The 1,329-nt window shown below is 54.4% G+C and carries 2 protein-coding genes; both read left to right on the forward strand.

Annotation, left to right across the window (positions count from 1 at the left end):
* The first annotated feature begins 226 nt into the window (after positions 1 to 226).
* Positions 227 to 499, forward strand: a complete 273-nt coding sequence (locus BMX16_RS17220) for an NAD(P)H-binding protein (protein WP_089906013.1) — start codon at positions 227 to 229, stop codon at positions 497 to 499.
* 279 nt (positions 500 to 778) lie between these two features.
* On the forward strand, positions 779 to 1,261 hold the full coding sequence (locus BMX16_RS17225; RefSeq protein WP_089906014.1) for a hypothetical protein: 483 nt from the start codon (positions 779 to 781) through the stop codon (positions 1,259 to 1,261).
* Positions 1,262 to 1,329: the final 68 nt, after the last annotated feature.

A 1,329-nucleotide genomic window follows, 5' to 3' on the forward strand; every position in this document is an offset into this window, starting at 1 on the left:
GGTGGCCGGATGCTCCGGAATCAGTGGCCGGATAAAATCGGAATGGGTGGCCGGATACTTTCGGAATCAGTGGCCGGATGACCCCGGAATACGCATGCTATGCGGACAAAGCCGTCATCTTCCAAGCTGGATGCTCCTATCCAAGTTGAGAGATCTCAGGAATGGCGCGTCATGTCTGATCACCAGCACCGCGCCGACATAGGCCCGTAGTGCTGCCTCCGGTGCGCTGACCCCCCGCGACGTTTGCGAAGTTGGCACATATCACATCCTTGAAGCGCTGCCAAAAGGCGGCAAGACGCCAATTCTTGTTGTGGGCGCATTCGGTACCGGAAATACCCGGGAGCAATTGTCTTTGATGTTCAGAATATTTTATCGGCTTTTTCTGCGTGAACAGATGGCGGACAAAGAAAAACAAGATGCTGTCCTTAAGGCGTCCGAGGCAAACTACACCCTGATCCAGCCCGTCGCGCTGACCGACAAGCCCGGGACCGGCACATGAACCACGTCCTATGACGGGACCATCGGAAAGTCCGAAGTCACACGCACGGATCTGGCGCCGTACCTTATGAAGCTCTGCGCAGAGGAAGGAGCTTCGCGTAAAACGGTGAGTTTCTCGGGGTAGGATGTAGCTGCGCAGCGATCCGCGCAGTGGCAAACCTTATCAAAGCGACAAAATGCGGTCAGTTTGCCGCAGTTGATAAGCCACGTCTGTAGGGACACGATAAGACTAGCTACTTTTCACCCGGTGGTTTCTCGCAATGCCAAGTAGGCGACGGACATGACAGAATTCTACATCATATTGGCTGTGCTCCTCGCGTTCACGCTCAATCACTCCAATCGCATTCTACGTGCGCTGGGAACGCTGACGGCGGCTTTGGCACTTATGATGATCGCTTGGTCGATCCTACTTGCCAATCTTGACGGGACCTTCGCCGCCATCCCTATCGGTGCTGGGTGGGCCGAACGAATAAAGCCTTTCGTACTGAATGCCCAAGCAGCCATTGCGACTTTCGCAGCCCTTTTCCTGTTCTGGGCAACTTGGAGTCAAACGGCACGACGCAATGTCGAAGTGCTGCCGATGCGCAATACCGAAAAGGTATTTGGCAGAGTCTCGCGGTATGCGCATTGGGTTATCGGTATCTTTATACTCATTCTAATCCCGATGGGCCTGTTTACCTCTGTACTTGGACCGGATCACCCCGAACGCGCCGTATTCATGGCAACCCACCAGAAGCGTATCCGTCCGGTTGTCCCGCTCTGACGACTGGATGGAGTATCAGCTAGATGTCCATCATCGATAAATGGACATCTTGTGGTGAGTGATGGCGG

It is taken from the genome of Loktanella fryxellensis (assembly GCF_900110065.1).
In the GTDB taxonomy this organism is placed as follows: domain Bacteria; phylum Pseudomonadota; class Alphaproteobacteria; order Rhodobacterales; family Rhodobacteraceae; genus Loktanella; species Loktanella fryxellensis.